This window comes from Brevibacterium sp. OS20, from assembly GCF_056837565.1.
Genome location: NZ_CM166367.1, coordinates 343,498 through 360,784, shown reverse-complemented (window position 1 = coordinate 360,784; position 17,287 = coordinate 343,498). Strand labels below are relative to the sequence as shown.

General features: G+C 63.6%; 15 protein-coding genes. 5 read left to right on the top strand and 10 right to left on the bottom strand.

Going from position 1 to position 17,287, the window contains the following annotated elements:
• Positions 1-234: 234 nt before the first annotated feature.
• From ACVZTU_RS01615 to ACVZTU_RS01590, 6 genes are all read right to left on the bottom strand, one after another.
• Positions 235-1,446 (bottom strand): CoA transferase, encoded by a 1,212-nt coding sequence (locus tag ACVZTU_RS01615; protein WP_482401219.1) that lies wholly within the window; start codon positions 1,444-1,446, stop codon positions 235-237.
• Between the two features lie 11 nt (positions 1,447-1,457).
• Positions 1,458-2,315 carry an HTD2 family dehydratase gene (locus tag ACVZTU_RS01610; protein WP_482401218.1) on the bottom strand — a complete coding sequence of 286 codons (858 nt, stop codon included), beginning with the start codon at positions 2,313-2,315 and terminating at the stop codon, positions 1,458-1,460.
• A 114-nt stretch (positions 2,316-2,429) separates the two neighbouring features.
• On the bottom strand, positions 2,430-3,605 hold the full coding sequence (locus ACVZTU_RS01605) for an acyl-CoA dehydrogenase family protein (RefSeq protein ID WP_482401217.1): 1,176 nt from the start codon (positions 3,603-3,605) through the stop codon (positions 2,430-2,432).
• Between the two features lie 111 nt (positions 3,606-3,716).
• A complete protein-coding gene (locus ACVZTU_RS01600; protein WP_482401216.1) occupies positions 3,717-4,865 on the bottom strand; it encodes an acyl-CoA dehydrogenase family protein in 1,149 nt (382 codons plus the stop codon).
• Positions 4,866-4,952: 87 nt separating this feature from the next.
• Entirely contained in the window at positions 4,953-6,695 is a 1,743-nt protein-coding gene (locus ACVZTU_RS01595) for a FumA C-terminus/TtdB family hydratase beta subunit (protein WP_482401215.1), read from the bottom strand.
• 5 nt (positions 6,696-6,700) lie between these two features.
• Positions 6,701-7,942, bottom strand: coding sequence for a CaiB/BaiF CoA transferase family protein (locus ACVZTU_RS01590; RefSeq protein ID WP_482401214.1), 1,242 nt, complete (start codon positions 7,940-7,942; stop codon positions 6,701-6,703).
• Between the two features lie 146 nt (positions 7,943-8,088).
• Here ACVZTU_RS01590 and ACVZTU_RS01585 point away from each other — a divergent pair, with 146 nt between their 5' ends.
• The 5 genes from ACVZTU_RS01585 (at position 8,089) to ACVZTU_RS01565 (ending at position 12,483) form a co-directional block, all read left to right on the top strand.
• Positions 8,089-8,787: a GntR family transcriptional regulator gene (locus tag ACVZTU_RS01585; RefSeq protein WP_482401213.1), complete on the top strand. Its 699-nt coding sequence runs from the start codon at positions 8,089-8,091 to the stop codon at positions 8,785-8,787.
• A gap of 335 nt (positions 8,788-9,122) precedes the next feature.
• On the top strand, positions 9,123-10,157 hold the full coding sequence (locus tag ACVZTU_RS01580) for a DctP family TRAP transporter solute-binding subunit (protein WP_482401212.1): 1,035 nt from the start codon (positions 9,123-9,125) through the stop codon (positions 10,155-10,157).
• Entirely contained in the window at positions 10,157-10,801 is a 645-nt protein-coding gene (locus ACVZTU_RS01575) for a TRAP transporter small permease (RefSeq protein ID WP_482401211.1), read from the top strand. Before ACVZTU_RS01580 ends, ACVZTU_RS01575 begins: the two co-directional genes overlap by 1 nt.
• Positions 10,801-12,081 carry a TRAP transporter large permease gene (locus ACVZTU_RS01570; protein ID WP_482401210.1) on the top strand — a complete coding sequence of 427 codons (1,281 nt, stop codon included), beginning with the start codon at positions 10,801-10,803 and terminating at the stop codon, positions 12,079-12,081. The genes ACVZTU_RS01575 and ACVZTU_RS01570 overlap by 1 nt, the downstream gene beginning before the upstream one ends.
• A 138-nt stretch (positions 12,082-12,219) precedes the next feature.
• Positions 12,220-12,483: a MerR family transcriptional regulator gene (locus ACVZTU_RS01565; RefSeq protein ID WP_482401209.1), complete on the top strand. Its 264-nt coding sequence runs from the start codon at positions 12,220-12,222 to the stop codon at positions 12,481-12,483.
• A 92-nt stretch (positions 12,484-12,575) separates the two neighbouring features.
• On the opposite strand, the gene ACVZTU_RS01560 is transcribed toward ACVZTU_RS01565, so the two are convergent.
• From ACVZTU_RS01560 to ACVZTU_RS01545, 4 genes are all read right to left on the bottom strand, one after another.
• Entirely contained in the window at positions 12,576-13,610 is a 1,035-nt protein-coding gene (locus ACVZTU_RS01560) for a helix-turn-helix domain-containing protein (protein ID WP_441438955.1), read from the bottom strand.
• Between the two features lie 85 nt (positions 13,611-13,695).
• A complete protein-coding gene (gene acmB, locus ACVZTU_RS01555) occupies positions 13,696-14,877 on the bottom strand; it encodes a methyl acetate hydrolase AcmB (RefSeq protein WP_482401208.1) in 1,182 nt (393 codons plus the stop codon).
• Between the two features lie 10 nt (positions 14,878-14,887).
• Positions 14,888-15,847, bottom strand: a complete 960-nt coding sequence (locus tag ACVZTU_RS01550) for an alpha/beta hydrolase fold domain-containing protein (protein WP_482401207.1) — start codon at positions 15,845-15,847, stop codon at positions 14,888-14,890.
• Between the two features lie 94 nt (positions 15,848-15,941).
• Positions 15,942-17,249 (bottom strand): Nramp family divalent metal transporter, encoded by a 1,308-nt coding sequence (locus ACVZTU_RS01545; RefSeq protein WP_482401206.1) that lies wholly within the window; start codon positions 17,247-17,249, stop codon positions 15,942-15,944.
• Positions 17,250-17,287: the final 38 nt, after the last annotated feature.

The following is a 17,287-nucleotide window of genomic DNA, read 5'->3' as shown; positions in this document are numbered from 1 at the left end:
GCGCCCGTCGGCGCAGCCCGGTTTCGACATGCGCAAGCGCTGAGAAGCTCCGTCGTGAGACTAGACGATGTGGCGGGTTCGTCGAGCAACGGGTTCAGCCAGCTCGATCAAATCCGACAAGATCCAGGTCGGAACCACGAAGGGCTGACGTTGCCCAGTTGAGCTAGGTAATTCCGAGTATCGTGCTGAACTTCACGCCGTCGTCAATGATGTCCAAGACCGCGCACGGGCCGCTCACTTCGCGAGGTCGACCACTCCGTCCAAGCTCAGCCGATTTCTCGCATCGGCATCGAGCCCGAGTTCCGATTCGAGCACCTCAGACGCGTCACCACCCAGCTGTGGTGCCGGAAATGCATCAGCAACTGGAGTCCCACCGAACTTCAAGGGCACACGAGGGGCGAGTACCTGTCCGACACCCGGCTGGTCGATCTCGGTGAGTAGCGGGTTCTCTGTCGAACACCTCGGGTCTGAGTTCACGAGTTCCTCGAACGTCTGGAACCCACCGACGAGCACTCCGGCCTCGGCGAGCAGCTTCGTCGCGTCCTCGGAGTCGTGCGCGGTGAACCACGGTCGCACCACCGCATCGATCGCCTCCCGTGCTTCGAACCGGCCGCCCTCGGTGTTCAGGTCGACGTCCAGCAACGGGCCGATCATCTCAAGCTTCTCGCTCAAGCCTGTCGCCTTCCCCAAACCACGCCAGTGCTTGTTCGAGATCACCACGACCATCACCTGACGGCCATCCGCGCACTCGAATGACTGACCATACGCCCCATACAACCCATTGCCTAGAGCACCACGCGTCTTCCCCGTCGCCTGCACTTCGGCGATATAGCCGAGATTGCCGACGGTGGCGAGCATGACGTCCGAGAGCGCCAAGGTGATCTCCTGGCCCTTGCCCGAAGTACGACGGTCAAGCTCCGCGGCCATGATCCCGTTGGAGATATAGAGCCCCGCAGCGACATCCCATGCCGGCACCGCGTTGTTGACCGGATGCTCGTCGTCACCGGTGATGATCGGGAAACCACTGGCCGCATTCACCGTGTAATCCACTGCCGGGGAACCGTCGTGCCACCCGCCTAGGCGGAGCATGACGAGATCTTCGCGATGCTGCTTGAGATTCTCATAACTCAACCACCCGCGAGCGGGCAGATTCGTGATGAGGGTGCCCGCCTCGGCGATGAGGTCCGTCGCGATCTTCTGCCCCTCCTCGGACTTGAGGTCGAGTGTGACCGAGCGCTTCCCTTTGTTCAGGGACGCCCAGTAGATGCTCGTGCCGTCATCGCTGATCGGCCACCGATTCGCATCGATGTTCCCGCCGATCGGGTCGATGCGGATGACATCGGCGCCGAGCTGCGCGAGCGTCATCGACCCCAGCGGAGCTGCGACGAAGGCAGAGATCTCGACGATCTTGAGGCCGGTCAGGGGTGCGGGGCGGGTATCGGACATAGTGGTGCTCCTCAGCTCTTCGTCGTCACAGTGGCGGCAATCGCGGTCTTCCCACCCGGGGCAATGGCCTGCAGCTCGTGCACGCCGGGTTCGGTCTCTCTGCCGACGAGGTGGATCTGTTCGTTCGCGAACAACGGGGACTTCGCGGTGAACCGGTACCCGGTCACGCCCGCCTCGGGGTGGGTGGACATGAACGCGTCCAACAGCAGCGTCGCGGTCAATGGTCCATGCGTGACGAGCCCGGGGTAGCCTTCGACTTCGGTGACGTACGGGTGGTCGTAGTGGATGCGGTGGGAGTTGAACGTCAACGCCGAGTAGCGGAAGAGCATGACCTCGTTCGGTCGGACCGAGCGCGTCCAGGCCCAACCGTCCGGGACTAGCGAGTCCTCACGTGGGGGCTTCGCTGCCGATCCCTCCGGCACCGAGGTGGCTTCGCGGTAGACGATCGTGTGCCGATCCGTCGTGGCGGGCTTCCCGTCCGCGGTGAGCTCGTGGCGGAGCACGACGAAACACAGGGGCCCGGTGCTGCCGGTCTTCTCCGTGATCGATTCGATCGTCGTCGTCCGCTCGATCGTCTGCCCGGGCAGAATCGGGGCGTGGAAGGCCAGGTCGCTGCCGGCCCACATCCGCCTGGGCAGGGGCACCGGAGGCATGAACCCACCAAGAGCCGCATGCCCGTCAGCTCCGAGCTCACTCATCGGCACATCGTCTTCCGAAAAATACAACCAATGCCCCAACGGGAACAGAGGTGCAGACTGGTCACCAGTGTGGCCGAGCAGGGTCGCCAAGCGTGCGGCCCGCTCCCCATCGGCGGTCTCTGACACGGTCGCGGTTCGCCCGACCCAATCGTGGATGTTCGTCTCAGTCATCGCAGTCAAGTTCCTATCGGTGGTTCGTGTAGTGCGCCCAGAAGTTCCCAATTGCTACCCGACGGCGGCGCAGATACCTGGCGCCAGGTTGCTGGGCCGCCGTCAGGTAGTAATTCAGCGGCCGAGGAGTTCGTCGGAGATGATGCGCATCTGGATCTCCGACGAGCCCTCGAAGATCTTCGTCAACCGGGCATCACGCCAGTGACGTTCGACGGCGAAGTCCTTCGTGTACCCGGCACCGCCATGGATCTGCAGCGCCTCGGAGGTGACCTTCTCGCTCATCTCTCCGGCCAGGTACTTCACCATCGCGGCTTCCTTGTCGCACCGACGACCGGAGTCGATCTCCGTGCACACGTGGTACATCAGCTGCCGGCACGCCTCGATCTGCGCGGCCATGTCCGCAACCTTGAACCGCAGATGCTGGAAATCAGCGAGCGGATGGCCGAACTGCTCGCGTTCCTTGAGATACTTCACCGAGTCCTCGAGCGCCGCCTGTGCCAGACCGATCGACCGGGCCGCCGTGTGCGCACGTCCGACCTCGAGACCGGACACTGCCTGGTAGAACCCACGGCCTTCCTCACCGAGGAGGGCATCGGCAGGCAGGACGAAGTTGTCGAAGGACAGTTCCCAGGTCTTCCACCCGTGGTAGCCGATCTTCTTCGCCGGTGCCCCGGAGATCCCTACGGGGAAGGTGCCGCGTTCCTTCTCGACGAGGAACACCGAGATCCCCCGATGCCGCTTCTCCTCCACCGAGGTGCGAGCGAAGAGAACGATGTAGTCGGCCTGATCGGCATATGTGCACCACATCTTCGTGCCGTTGATGACCCAATCACCATCGGCATTGCGTTCGGCCTTACACCGCAGATTCGCGACATCCGACCCCGCTTCAGCCTCCGACAGGGCGAAGGCGCCGAGGTACTCGCCGGCAGCGACCTTCGGCAGCAGGCGGGCTTCCTGTTCGGGGGAGAAACCCCCACCCATCCCGTTTCCACGGGCGAGCAGACCGGCCACCGACATCCACGCCCGCGAGAGCTCTTCGGCGACGAGGCAGTACTCGAACACACCGAGCCCCAGGCCACCGTACTCTTCGGGGATGAGGATGCCGAAGAAGCCCATCTCGGCCATCTGCTTGACCATCGAATCCGGGAACTGCCCCTCGACGGGGTCGAGCTCGTTGGCGATCGGCAGTACGACATCGCGGGCGAACTCGCGGGCGAGCGCCTGGATCTCGAGACGCTCCTCGGTCATCATGTGCGGAGTGTCCGGACGCGGACGGGGTTTGTGAGTCATGTTATTCCCTCGAGTTGAGTTCGTGGCCAGAAGTCTGGAGGCGGATCGTGCGGGTACGTCAGGCGCGGGTGGGCAGGTTGCCCAACCGTGGGCCAGTAGCCGGGTGAACCCTCAGGCCTTGTTCCGGCCGATGAGCTGCTTGGCGATGACGTTCATCTGGATCTCGTTCGTGCCTTCGCCGACGATCATCAGAGGAGCGTCACGGTAGTAGCGCTCGACGTCATACTCAGTCGAATATCCGTAACCGCCATGGACGCGGATGGCGTCGAGGGCCACCTCGGCGGCCATCTCCGAGGCATAGAGCTTCGCCATTCCTGCCTCCATGTCCACACGCGCGCCCGAATCATAGGTGCGAGCCGCGTGGAGGACGAGCTGCCGGGCGGCCTCGAGCTTCGTCGCCATCGTCGCGAGCTTGTTGCCCACCGACTGATGCTTCCAGATCGGCTTGCCCATCGACTCGCGCTCCTGCGAATACTTCACCGCATCATCGAGCGCAGCCTGCGCGACGCCGAGCGACCGGGACGCGACCTGGATGCGGCCGATCTCGAGGCCATTCATCATCTGCTTGAACCCGACACCCTCGGCCTCACCCAGCAGCTGCGACTGCGGCTGCCGAAGACCGTCGAAGGACAGTTCGCACGTCTCAACGCCCTTGTAACCGAGCTTCGACAGATCCTGGGAGACGGTAAACCCCTCCCCCTTCTCCACGAGGATGATCGAGATGCCCTTGTGACGGGGTTCCGCCTCGGGGTCGGTCTTGCACAGCAAAGCGATGAGGTCGGATTTCCGGGCGTTCGTGATCCACGTCTTCGACCCGTTGATGACGTAGTCGTCGCCGTCCTTGGCAGCTGTTGTGCGCATCGCCTGCAGATCGGATCCGCCGCCGGGTTCGGTCAGCGCCATTGTCGCTCGCAGCTCACCCGTGGCCATCCGAGGCAGGTACTTGTCCTTCTGTTCCTGCGTACCGTATTCCTGGATGAGCTTCGCGACGACGGTATGCCCGCCCATGGCACCGGCCAGGGACATCCACCCGCGCGCGAGCTCCTGAGTGATGAGCGCATATGCCTCGGTCGAGACCTTGCCCATCCCCCACGGCTCGTCGATGGCGAGCCCGTAGATGCCCATGTCCTTCATCGTCTGGATCCATGCCTCGGGGTATTCGTTGGCGTGCTCGACCTTGTTGACGCTGGGTTTGACCTGCTCGTCGATGAACTCGGCGACCAGGTCGATCATCATCTGCTCTTCATTGCTTACTGCCATGGTGAAATCCTCTGTTCCGTGGTTCGCTGTGTTCGTCTGTAAGTCATCGGTTCCTCGCCGAGGTGGCCCTGCCCGACCATCGCCCGATCAGTCCAATCGGGTGCCGTCGCGGACCGTGCGGGTCCGCCCGAGACCGAGCGTCGGCGGCCCGGTGCTGTCGAAGAAGTCATTGCCCTTGTCGTCGGTGATGATGAACGCCGGGAAGTCTCCGACGTGGATCTTCCACACTGCCTCCATCCCGAGCTCCTCCATATCGAGGACCTCGACCGAGGTGATGCAGTCCTGAGCCAGCCGGGCGGCAGGGCCGCCGATCGATCCGAGGTAGAAGCCCCCGAATTCGGCGCAGGAGCTCTTCACCTGCGCGGACCGGTTACCCTTGCCGAGCATGATCATCGACCCGCCGGCCTCCTGGAACCGCCGCACATAGCTGTCCATCCGCGATGAGGTGGTCGGACCGAACGACCCCGAGGGCATTCCCTCGGGTGTCTTCGCCGGCCCCGCATAGTAGATCGGATGGTCTTTGAAATACTCGGGAAGTTCCCCACCGGCATCGAGGCGGTCGCGCAGCTCCGCATGCACGATGTCGCGGGCGACGATCATCGTTCCCGTCAGCGACACCCGATCCCCGACGGACAGTTCGGACAGCTGTGCCTGCAACTCCGGCATCGGTCGGTCGAGGTCGATGTCGGTGACGTTTCCGGATTCGATCTCTTCGACGCGGCCCATTGCAGGCAGGAAACGAGCCGGGTCGTGTTCGAGCTCTTCGATGAACACACCGTCTGCGTTGATGCGGGCGATGATCTGCCGGTCGGCCGAGCAGCTCACGGCGATCGCGATCGGCAGGGACCCGTTGTGGCGGGGCAGCCGGACGACGCGGACGTCGTGGCAGAAGTACTTGCCGCCGAACTGGGCACCGAAGCCGAGGTTCTGCGTGAGTTCGAAGACGGCCTCCTCGAACTCTTTGTCCCGGAATCCGTGGCCCAACTCGGCATCACCGGTCTCTGGCAGGTCGTCGAGGTAATGAGCGCTGGCGAGCTTCGCGGTCTTGAGTGTGAACTCGGCTGAAGGCCCGCCGATGACGACAGCCAGGTGATACGGCGGGCAGGCTGCAGTGCCGAGGGTGGAGATCTTCTCGGCGAGGAATTCGAGCATCGACGACTCGTTGAGGACGGCCTTCGTCTCCTGATAGAGGAAGGACTTGTTTGCGCTCCCTCCGCCCTTGGCCATGAACAGCAGTTCGTAGTCATCAGTAGGACTCAGCCCCACTTCGATCTGGGCGGGCAGGTTCGTGCCGGTATTGGTCTCCTCGAACAGGCTCGTGGGAGCCAGCTGCGAATAGCGGAGGTTGAGTTCTTCATAGGCACGGCCGATGCCGCGGGACAGGTGCTTCGCGTCATCGCCGTCGGTGAGCACATTGGGCCCACGTTTGGCTGAGACGATCGCCGTTCCCGTGTCCTGGCACATCGGCAGGATCTCCCCGGCCGAGACCGCGGCGTTCTGCAGCAGGTCGAGAGCGACGAAGACGTCGTTGTCGCTGGCCTCCGGATCGTCGATGATCGCGCGCAGGCTGGCCAGATGGTCGGTGCGCAGGTAGTGCGAGATCTCCTTGAAGGCGACCTCGGCGAGGTCGGTCAGGGTCTCCGGCGCCACCGTAAGGAACGAGCGCGACGTCCCGCCCACCTCGACGGTGGTCGTCTCCACTCCCCCGATGTCGAGCCCGCGCATCCGCGGGCCCTCACCTTCGGTGGGCAGCAGAGGTGAGTAGGCGAAGTCGTCGGCCCCCGCCGAGGCGGCCCCGCCGTCGGTCGGTTGTGCGGGTTCTTCATTCATCGTCGTCAGATCACCCCGTTGTGGCGCAGTTCGCCGATCGCCTCGGCATCCATTCCCAGCTCGCCGAGGACGGACTCCGAGTTCTGTCCCACCGCCGGGATCGGGTCCATGCGATGGCCCACCCCAGACATCTCGACCGGTGGTGCGAGCATGGAGATCGGACCGGCGGGGGTCTCGACCTCGTGCCAGCGGTGGCGTTCGGTCAGCTGCGGGTGGTCGGCGATCTCGCTCATATCGCGCTGCCTCGAGTGGGCGACCGCTGCCTGTTCGAGCAGAGCGTCGCAGGCCTCACCGGTGAGCGCGGAAAAGGCTCGCTCGATGATCTCTTGGAGTTCGTGTCGGTGGGCGTAGCGGTGAGCGGCACGGTCGAAGCGTTCGTCGGCGACCATATCGGGACGGTCGAGAACCTGAGTGGCGAAGCGTTCCCATTCGCGTTCGTTCTGGATCGCGAGCATGATCTGAGTGCCATCGCCGCAGGTGAAAGCACCGTAGGGGGCGATAGCGGCATGGGAGGTGCCGGCTCGGGTGGGACGGGTGCCGCCATAGCGGGTGAAGTAGAGGGGGTAGCCCATCCATTCGACGAGGGAGTCGAAGAGGCTCGTCGACAAGGTGGCTCCAACACCGGTGCGCTCGCGGTTGTACAGAGCGGTGAGGATGCCGGAGTACGTGTACATTCCCGCGGCGATGTCTGCCGTCGAGATTCCCGTCTTCGCAGGGAACTCCTCTGTTCCGGTCACGGAGACCAGTCCCGCCTCGGCCTGCACAAGTGCATCGTATGCCTTGGCATCTTTGTACGGCCCGTCCGTTCCGTATCCGGAGATCGACGCATGGATCAGCCGAGGGTTGATCGAACGGAGCTCGTCGGCACCGAGGCCGAGTCTCTCTGCCGCGCCAGGAGCGAAGTTCTGGATGAAGACATCCGCCGAGGCGATGAGATCGTGGAGGATCTTAAGTCCGTCGGAGCTCTTGAGATCGAGCGCCAGGCTCTCTTTGTTGCGGTTGATCCACACGAAATGGCTCGAGAGTCCGTTGACCGTCGTGTCGTATCCGCGGGCGAAGTCGCCGACGCCGGGCCGTTCGATCTTGATGACCCGGGCTCCGAGGTCCGCCAGCTGGCGTGAGGCGAACGGGGCGGCGACTGCCTGTTCGCAGCTGATGACAGTGATGCCGGACAGCGGCAGGTTCGAGGCGGTCGCGTCGTCCTGGCCCGCGGGGCTCGGTACGGACGTCGGTGCAGCAGTGGCCATCGGCCCTCCACGACGAGGTATGAAACGTTGACATCCACATCATACATATCCTCACGGATAATGCATTCTTTAGTCTCAGTTGATGCCCGAGCCTGTAGACTGGGACCACCGAGACATGAAACTGACACCCCAACAGCGGGTGACGCATGAACGAAAGGCATCGGGTGGATCAGGAGTCGGCATCGACCAAACGGGACGTCATCGTCCTCGGCCTGCGCCGAAAGATCCTCTCTCGCGAGCTCGATCGCGGCGAACGACTGCGACAGGATCAGGTCGCCGACTGGTTCAATGCCTCCATCACGCCGGTCCGCGAGGCACTGCGGATCCTCGAAGCCGAGGGTCTCGTCACCTCCGAAGCTCACCGCGGTGTACGCGTCGCCGGCGTCGACGTCGACCGTCTCAAGTCCCTCTTCGTCACCCGAAAGCTCACCGAGACCTTCGCCATCGCCCGTGCGACCACGCGGATCTCCAGACACGAGCTGCGCCAGGCCGAGCGCCTGCTCGAGGCGCTTGACGAGGCCAGCGCCGACGGTGATTCGCTGGGACGCAACACCCGCAACGAGGAGTTCCACTTCTTCTTCTACGACCGCTGCGGAATGCCCGCGCTGCGCGACGACATCGCCGCACGCTGGCGGGCGTTCCCTTGGGACCTCACCCTCGACAGTCCAGAGCGGCTCGATCAGGTGCACGCCGAACATCAGTCGATCGTCGATGCCGTGCGTGACGTCGATCCGGACGCGGCGGCGCGCCACCTCGGCGATCACATCACGAACGGCTTTCTCCGCCTGGCCGAATCAACGACGGGTCATGCCGTCTCCGACCCCTTCGATTTCGACGCTGACTGAAGCGACCTCGACGCGAGCTGACGGCTTCGGCACGGGTTGAACACGCTGCTCCCCCTGCGGTCCGGTCGCTCGCGCCCGCGCTATCGACTGCAGATCCACCCCAGAACTCGCCCGTGAACCGATCTGCCAACAAATAATGCATTCTTTGTAGGATCATATTGGAAATCAGCGAAAAGTCCTCTAGGCTCGTGAACGGTCGATCGAGAACATGACTCGGCACGAGCTCTCCGCCCGGCAATGATCAGCCGTCGAAGCGGTCGGGCTCGCCTGTCCGCACACGCGTTCCCGATCGGCTTCGCCCCTGGCCAACCAGACTGGAGCTGACGATGACGTCAATGAGACGACCGAGGTGGAAGCCGCTCATCGCGGGCCTCTCGATAAGCCTCCTGCTGCTGAGCGGATGCAATCCCGCCCGCAACGGAGATCAACAGAGATTCGAACTGCGCTTCGCCCATGTCACCTCGGTGGGCACACCGAAGGGATTGGCTGCCGATTTCTTCGCCGAACAGGTCGAGAAGAAGTCCGGTGGCCGCATCGAGGTCGAGGTGTTCCCGAACTCGGAACTCTACGGCGACAAGGACGAGATGCAGGCCATCCAGTCCAATGCCGTGCAGATGCTGGCTCCGGCGAGCGCGAAGTTCACGACGATCGCGCCGAGCCTGCAGGTTCTCGACCTGCCGTTCATCTTCGACGAACCGGACGAGATCCCCGAAGTCGCCAGTCCTGATACGGAGATCGGCAAGGCGATCTACGCGAACCCTGATCTCGAGGAGAACGGGCTCAAAGTCCTCGGTCTGTGGGACTCCGGGATGAAGCAGATCCACTCGAACAACAAGACGCTGAAACCCGAAGACATGAAGGGCAAGAAGTACCGCATCCAGCCTTCAGACGTGCTGCGCACCCAGTTCGAGACCTGGGGTGGGATTCCGACTCCGCTTGCGTTCGCCGAGGTCTACAGCGGACTGCAGCAGGGGCTCATCGACGGAGGCGAGAACACCTACTCGAACATCCAGTCGCAGAACATGCACACGGTCCAGAAGTACGTGACCGAACTCGATCACGGCTACATCGGCTACATCCTCACGGTGAACAAGCGCTGGTACGACGAGCTTCCCGACGACCTGCAGACCGCAGTCGACGAGGCTGCCGATGAGGCCAGCGAATTCAACCGCAAGGAAGCTCAGAAGGTCAACGAAGAGTCGAAGAAGACCATCGAGGAATCCGGCGACACGGAGATCGTCATTCCGAGCAAGGACGAGCGCCAAGCCTTCAAAGACATGGTCGTGCCGTCCGAATACGAGAAGTACCGCGACGTCATCGGTCCCGAGGTCGTCGACGAGCTCCTCGAACGCAACGAGAAGAGGGGCTGATGATGAAGACCATCGACAAGTACCTCAGTCGGCTCGAGAACTTCCTCGCCGGCGGCTGCCTGATCGCGGCCACCGCCTTGGCGGTCTTCGCCGTGCTTCTGCGCAATATCACCGGTGACGTCCTCTTCTGGTCCGAAGAGGCGGTCATCTACCTCATCATCTTCTCGACGTTCTTCGGCGCCGTCGTCACACTGCGCCACAGCGAGCATGTGGCCGTCGACATCATGCCTGCAATGCTCAAGGGCAAAGCGAAGAAGTTCTTCGTCGTCCTCGGCGGACTGGCCACTCTGATCTACGCGGGCTTCATCGCCTACCTGTCCTGGGCACTCATCACCGAACCGTTCTCGCGGACGACGATCACCCCGGCGCTCAAGCTGCCGCTGTGGGTCGTCGAACTCTCGCTGGCGGTGGGCATGACGCTGTTCTTCATTCGGGCGGTGGAGATGACCATCCGTGCCCTGCGCACTCCTGCGACAGAACTCGACAAGGATGTCCTCGCCGAGGAGGCCGCCGCCGTCGGCATCGACGTCGAAGACATCGCGATCGTCGATGACGGAAGCGACCGCACAAACCGCACGGACGGAGCCAACGGGGGCGACCGCCTCGGCGATGGTGAGACCGACGAGAAGGGAGGCGATCGCTGATGTTCGAAGCCACCATCGTCCTCATCGTCGTCCTCATCGCACTGCTTGTCACCTCGGCGCCCATTGCGGTCGCTTTGGGTCTGACGAGCCTCGTCTACTTCTACTACTTCACGCTCATTCCGATGACCCAGGTTTCGGAACGGCTGTTCAATGCACTGAATTCGTTCCCGCTCATGGCGATCCCGTTCTTCATCCTCGCCGCGAACATCATGTCCCGCGGTGGGATCTCCCGGCGGCTGACCGATTTTGGCGCGGCCATGGTCGGGCACCTGCGCGGCGGTATGGCGATCACCACGGTGCTCGCGTGCATGTTCTTCGCAGCGGTCTCCGGGTCGTCACCGGCCACGGTCGTCGCGGTCGGTGCGCTGATGATTCCGGCGATGATCAAGAACGGGTACCCGAAGGAGTTCTCCACGGGACTCGTCGCCACCTCGGGGTCGTTGGGCATCCTCATCCCACCGTCGATTCCGCTCATCGTCTTCGGCATCGCCACCGAGCAGAACATCGGCGACCTGTTCCTCGCGGGCGTCCTGCCAGGCATCCTTGCCGGCGTGATGCTGCTGGGCATGGCTGTGTTCGTCGCTTGGAAGAAGGGCTACGGTCACGCCGGGGTCGGCTTCCGGATGTCGAACAAGGACAAGCTCAAGGCATTCCGGGATGCGATTCTCGCTCTTGCCCTGCCGTTCCTCGTCCTCGGCGGAATCTACTCCGGATGGTTCACCCCCACCGAGGCAGCCGCTGTGGCCGTCGCGTATTCGCTGGTCGTGTCGCTGCTCATCTATCGCGAGATCAAGATCTCGCAACTGTGGGAGGTCACGCTTGCGTCGGTGAAGACCTCGGCGATGGTCATGTTCATCATCGCCAACGGCATTCTCTTCACCTTCGTGCTCGCCAGTGAGCGGATTCCCGGACAGATCTCGACGACGATCACCGAATGGGACCTGCAGCCGTGGCAGTTCCTCATCCTCGTCAACATCCTCCTGCTGTTCGTCGGCTGCGTGATGGAGACATCCTCGGCGATCCTCATCCTCGCCCCGATCCTGCTGCCGATCGCGATGGAGCTGGGCATCGACCCGATCCACTTCGGCATCATCGTGGTGATGAACCTCGAGATCGGCATGATTACGCCACCCCTGGGACTTAACCTGTTCGTTGCCTCCGGCATGTCGGGAATGAGCGTCGTCGGTGTGGCGAAGGCCGCATTGCCGAGTGCGCTCGTGCTGTTGGCGGCACTCGCACTGGTCACGTTCGTACCGTTCTTCGCGACTGCCTTCGTGTAGGACGCACGGCCGGATTCGGCAATAGTTCCTTGACTCCCCAGGCGGGGAGTCAAGGAACTATTGCATTCGCTCCCGTGCCCTCACGCCGCAGAGCAGGAGCGAACGCCCTTTGACTTCGAGTGCACTCTCAGCCGTAGGTTGTCTTTCACGCCACACGAAACCGCCGATGCATCACCGACGGCCGGCCGAGAGCTCACGATCGCCGAAGTCAGCCGCTATATCGAACTCGTCCGCGCCGGTGAGGCGACCACGTCCCAACACCTGCAGATCATGATCGACCAGCGCGAAAGCATCCTCGCTCAGGTCCAGCAGCTTGAACTGGCTCTGGCCACAACGGAGCACAAGATCACCACCTACGGCGGCGCACCGTCCGCCCACCGACCCCAAGGAGACCACTCATGACCACGACCACGCTCGGCCGCCCTCAGTGGATCAGCTCCGGTCGGGAGTGAGCACGAGGCGAGTACCGCGGGCAAATGGCGGCCAAGAACACCTCACCCCACGGGCCCCGGAAGTTCGAGCACCCGGGAATTGCGCAGCCGCCACCGGAGCACGCTGATGCCCAACCTGGTGCGGTTGTAGCCCGACAGCGGGTCGTAGCCGAGGCAGCGTTCGATCTGCTCGGCCCGGCTCTGCACCGTGCTGTGGTGCAGACCGAGGTCGCGGGCCGCCTGCCTGATCGTCGGTGCTTCGAGGAGCACGCGCACCGTGGACTCCGCCCACGGCGAGTCCATGATCTCGTCTATCAGAGCAGCGTCCGGATCGGTTGTGTCAGATGATTCGGCGAGCAGTTCGACGAGCCCACCGAAGTTTTCCGCCCGCACGAGTCCTTCCTCGGGCGGGCGGCTGAGCCGCAGTGCCACCACGGCTGCCCGCAGTGACCGCGGCAATTCTCCGATCAACCCGGACGGCCCCAGTCCGGCCGGTGTCACGGCGATATCCTCGGTGTCGTCGGTCACGATGACCACCTGCAGAGTGCCATGTTCGCTGGTGATGACATCGGTGGGACCGGCGGGTCGTTTCTCGAAGACGGCGAACAGCGGGGCCGCGAGGACTCGATATCCCGAACCAGGCGTCAGCCCGAGGCGAACCGCGGCAGCACTCCGGTCTTCGGGCGTCGCGGCAGGATCGAGGGCGAGCGCCACGTCCCGCGGGGTCTCCAGCTGCTGCCGTTCGAGACCGAATCTCACGCCGATGGCGAGCCCGAATCTCTCAAGGATGAGTTCATCGTTAGGCAAGGCGACGTCCTCCCGCTCGAGCCAGACCTCGGAATCGTTCGGCAGGGACAGGGCGGCCACCTCGGCGGGTCGGTCTCCCGGAATCGAGACTCCGCCCGAGTCGACCCTCAGCTGTCTGCTCCCGTCCCCACCGCGAAAGCCGGCCGGGCAACCGGCCAGAGCCGCGGCCGCGGAGGCGAGGGCATGGGAATTGACCTCGCCGGCCATGAGTTCGTCGAAGCAGGCGATGACGCGCAGACCCAGGCTCGCCTCGGGATCGAGCTTCGCAATCCTGCCGAGCAGCTCCTGCACGTCACCACCTCCTCGTTCGTCCGTCGGTCGACGATTGGCAGTCCACGACTGTCGACCGACGGTCGCGATTCGCCTCAGTCGCGAATCAGCCTTTCAGAGCATCGTAGACTGCCGTCTCCATCTCGAGATACCCCCCGACGGATCCGGGGTCTGCGAAGGGGAAGATCTGTGTGGCCCAGTACCCGCCGATCTTGTTCTGTCGGTCGAACCAGTAGTAGAGGTTGGCAAGACCCGCCCATGCGGCGGCGCCGGCCGGGCGTCCGGTCGGGGCGTCCTCCTCGTTGATCATGAACGTGTATCCCCAGGTTTTCGGCATGCCGGGGAAGAATTCCGCATCGTTGGACAAGCTCGGGATGACTCCGGGCAGCAGTTTCACCCGAAGATCGCCGATGTGGTTCTGCGTGGCCATGTCCACCGTTTCGGGGCGGAGGACGACGGTTCCGTCGTCGGCTGCTCCGTCGTTGAGCCACATCCTGATGAACTTCAGGTAGTCATCGACGGTCGAGAAGAGTCCGTGGCCGCCCATCTCCACCTCCGGTTCGGGCAGCATGAAGTCGGTCGCCGCGAGTTCGCCGTCGGTGCGCTGGTGCATCGTGGCCTGCCGCTCCTGCATCGACGCGGTCGGACGGAAGGTGCTGTCGTCCATGCCCAGCGGTTCGAGGACTCGGGTGCGCATCGCCTCACCCAGAGTCTTTCCGGTGATGCCTTCGATGACTTGGCCGGCCCAATCCATGTTCGACCCGTACTCCCACTGGGTGCCGGGATCGAACAGCAGCGGAGTCTCCAACGCCTTCCTGGTGGCGGTGACGATGCTCGGCTGGCCGTGTTCGCGGGCGAGTCGTTCGTACTTCTCGTTGAAGAAGTCGTAGCCGAAGCCGGCGGTGTGCAGCAGCAGCTGTTTGGTGGTGGGTTCGCTGGCGGGTGCCCGGAGGATCGGTTCTCCACTGTCGTCGAAGCCGTCGATGACCTGTACGTCGGCCAATCCTGGGGCATAGTCCTTCGCCGGGGCGTCGAGGTCGAGCTCTCCCGACTCCACCAGCTGCAGTGCCACGGTGCCGGTCAGGGCCTTCGTCGTGGAGAAGATCATGAACACGGAGTCCGTGGTCATCGGCTGCGGATCGTCGAGGGAGCGGACTCCTGCAGCAGTGAGACTGATGGTCTCCTTGTCGGTGGTCACTCCGGCGACGACGCCTGGGACGCCGCCGCTGTCGACGGTCTTCGTGGCCACGCGGACAACTGCGTCGTTGACAGCTGTGTTCTCAGACATGATGTTCCTTTCAGTCGGCCAGGAGCTTCTCGATCCAGGCCATTCGGGTGCTGATCATTCCTTGCGCAAGGTGTGTATGGGCAGCGAAGATGTCAAAGGCGTGGAAGCCTCCGGGCCACACGTGCAGCTCCGCTTCGCTGGCGTCGTTCCAGAGGGCCGAGGCGTAGGCGACGGCTTCGTCCCGGAAGATCTCGGCCGAGCCCACGTCGATGTACGCGGGCGGCAGATCGGTGAGGTCGTTGGCACGCGATGGTGCGATGTAGGGCGAGACCGCCTCGGTGCGGAAGTCATCGCCGAGCATCGCCTGCCATCCGGTTTCGTTGCTCACCCGATCCCAGACGCCGATGCCGTCGAACTGATGGGTCGACGGTGTGATGCCGCGGTCGTCGAGCATCGGGTAGATGAGCAGTTGGCCCTTGAGCTTCGGTCCGCTCCGGTCGCGGGCCGCCAGCGCCATTCCGGCGGCCAGTCCCCCTCCGGAGCTGGCTCCGGCGACGATGAGACGGGCGTGGTCGACGCCGAGGGTGTCGGAGTTCTCCGCCGCCCACAGGAGCGCGGCGTACATGTCCTCACGCGCATAAGGGTCTTGGAACTCGGGCGCCAGGCGGTATTCGGGGCAGATGAGGATCGCACCGATTCTCTCGACCCAGTCGAGGTTGAGTCCGAGCGCGCTGAAGCGATCGCCGAACATCAATCCGCCGGAGTGGGCGTAGACGATCGTCGGTCGTCGTCCGGTGTCCCCGGATCGTCTGAAGACGGAGACGGTGATGTCCTCGCCGAGGTGGCCCGGCACCTGATATTCGGAATGTTCGACCCTTCGGCCGCTGAGGGTCTCCGCGAGCGGCTCCGAGGCGTACGAGACTCGCATGAAGTCGATGAGCGAAGGAGTGATGGTCGGCGGGAAGACTCCGCCGATGACGGACAGACTCGCGGCGAGCTCCGCGTCGAATCGTGACCGTCGTTGTGTCATATCACCAAGTATGCCGACCCCGGCACCGTGGCACTACCGCCAGACCATCGTGCTTTTCGCGCACACACCCGACAGTTGTCGGGTGCACCTCACTTCACCCGATGAACCCCATCACCGACTCCTTGACCTGGAGGATCGCCAAGAATCCGAAGAGTGCCAGGCACACGGTGAGCAGCAGATTCGACCACCACGTGTTGCGCAGCTGAGCCGGCACGGACGAGCGGTTGAGGATGACGAGCAGCGCGAGCGCGAGCACCGGCAGAATGAACGCGCTGATCGCTGCGTAGACGAGCACGAGGGTGACGGGTTTGCCGAGGCTCATGATGACCAACGTTGCGATCGAGAGGTAGACGAGGACGCCGCGGAATTCGATCGACTTCGCCGACATCTCATTGGCCGGTTCGTCCTGGTGCGGGTAGCGGCGCAGCACGCGCAGGCAGTCGGCGGTGACGTAGGCGATTCCGGAGAACCCGCCGAGCACGCTCGTATACACCACGGCGAGGAAGCTGATGAGGAACACGAGCCGGCCGGTTTCACCGATCCGACCCACCAGGTCATCGGCGATCGCGAACAGCGCATCGTTGTCCGAGATCGTGAAGCCCTGCCCATAGAGGATGAAGGCTCCCACAGCGCTCATCGCCACGGCGAAGATGAAGACGAGTCCATAGCTGATGAACAGGTCGAGCCGGACGACGGGCTTCCAGTCAGGCGTCCGCCATGCCTTCTCACGGATCCAGAACGAGTAGGCGAGGATGCCGGTCGCTCCCCCGACTCCGCCGATGAGCGACATCACCGTGATGATCGAGGTGTTCGGGAACGTCGGCACGATCGTCGCCGCGGCGACCTCCTGCGCGTCCTGGCCCTGGAACACGGAGATCGCCAAGGCGAGGATGCCGAAGAACATGATGATTCCGAAGCCCATCATGGCCTTTTCCACGATTCCGTACCGGCCGATGCCGACAAGCACCGCGGCGGAGAGGAGCACGACGATCGCGGTCGGCCAGAACGACAGGACAGGGAAGATCGCCTGCAGAATCGTCGTCGTCACCGCGATGACACCGGCCCCGAAGAACAGTCCGACAAGCAGCTCTGCGATGAGGAACAGCACCGGGAACGTCCGTCCGCCGAACCGGGTGAGGTGGGAGATCAAAGACCGGTCACCACTCATCTGCAGCCGGGAAACCGCTTCGGAGAGAACGAATTTGAGGATGATGCCGACCGTGAACACCCAGATGAGCGCGAGCCCGTACTCGGCACCGGAGTTCATCGTCGTGATCATGTCCGAGGCCCCGACGCTGGCCAACGCCAGAACGATCCCCGGACCGGTGAGGCGGAGCCGTCCGGTCAGTGAGGTCGGCGCCGAGGCGGCGTTCTTCGTCTGTGATGTCGTTTCGGCGGACATTGGCGGGGTGGGCTCCTTCACGTGGGTTCGTCGACGCC

Coding starts and splice junctions, on each gene's coding strand:
- ACVZTU_RS01615 (WP_482401219.1), bottom strand. CDS start 1,446: ATGTCCGATACCCGCCCCGCACCCCTGACCGGCCTCAAGATCGTCGAG.
- ACVZTU_RS01610 (WP_482401218.1), bottom strand. CDS start 2,315: ATGACTGAGACGAACATCCACGATTGGGTCGGGCGAACCGCGACCGTG.
- ACVZTU_RS01605 (WP_482401217.1), bottom strand. CDS start 3,605: ATGACTCACAAACCCCGTCCGCGTCCGGACACTCCGCACATGATGACC.
- ACVZTU_RS01600 (WP_482401216.1), bottom strand. CDS start 4,865: ATGGCAGTAAGCAATGAAGAGCAGATGATGATCGACCTGGTCGCCGAG.
- ACVZTU_RS01595 (WP_482401215.1), bottom strand. CDS start 6,695: ATGAATGAAGAACCCGCACAACCGACCGACGGCGGGGCCGCCTCGGCG.
- ACVZTU_RS01590 (WP_482401214.1), bottom strand. CDS start 7,942: ATGGCCACTGCTGCACCGACGTCCGTACCGAGCCCCGCGGGCCAGGAC.
- ACVZTU_RS01585 (WP_482401213.1), top strand. CDS start 8,089: ATGAACGAAAGGCATCGGGTGGATCAGGAGTCGGCATCGACCAAACGG.
- ACVZTU_RS01580 (WP_482401212.1), top strand. CDS start 9,123: ATGAGACGACCGAGGTGGAAGCCGCTCATCGCGGGCCTCTCGATAAGC.
- ACVZTU_RS01575 (WP_482401211.1), top strand. CDS start 10,157: ATGATGAAGACCATCGACAAGTACCTCAGTCGGCTCGAGAACTTCCTC.
- ACVZTU_RS01570 (WP_482401210.1), top strand. CDS start 10,801: ATGTTCGAAGCCACCATCGTCCTCATCGTCGTCCTCATCGCACTGCTT.
- acmB (WP_482401208.1), bottom strand. CDS start 14,877: ATGTCTGAGAACACAGCTGTCAACGACGCAGTTGTCCGCGTGGCCACG.
- ACVZTU_RS01550 (WP_482401207.1), bottom strand. CDS start 15,847: ATGACACAACGACGGTCACGATTCGACGCGGAGCTCGCCGCGAGTCTG.
- ACVZTU_RS01545 (WP_482401206.1), bottom strand. CDS start 17,249: ATGTCCGCCGAAACGACATCACAGACGAAGAACGCCGCCTCGGCGCCG.